The organism is Corynebacterium sp. HMSC036E10, from assembly GCF_001836265.1.
Lineage (GTDB): Bacteria > Actinomycetota > Actinomycetes > Mycobacteriales > Mycobacteriaceae > Corynebacterium > Corynebacterium coyleae.
In genome coordinates this window covers 1-282 of the sequence record NZ_KV827924.1, presented here as the reverse complement: position 1 = coordinate 282, position 282 = coordinate 1, and the positions used below count along the sequence as shown (strand labels likewise).

At 56.0% G+C, this 282-nt stretch carries 1 pseudogene; it reads right to left on the bottom strand.

From position 1 onward, the window contains the following. Positions 1 to 257: pseudogene (locus tag HMPREF2736_RS11795) on the bottom strand (transposase); the annotation flags it as partial. Between the last annotated feature and the right edge of the window lie 25 nt (positions 258 to 282).

Genomic DNA, 282 nt, shown 5'->3' with positions numbered 1-282 from the left:
TTTCACGGCGTAGCCTCGCGTTTTCGGCGGCCAAGTCTTCAGGCACAGGTTCTGGGATGTTTCCCGCACGGCGGGCCTGCTGGGTCCATTGGCGAGCCGTGTGCCATGAAACCCCCAGCTTTGGGGCTACTGCCTGGCATGCGGCTTGCATCGACATATTTTCCGCCAAGATGCGATCTTCCACGAGACGGACCACGCGGTCCTTGGCATCCTGGTCAAATTTTCTTGGCATATTCCAGATTTTCCCATCTACTCAAACGGAACAAAACCTGGGACACTTCA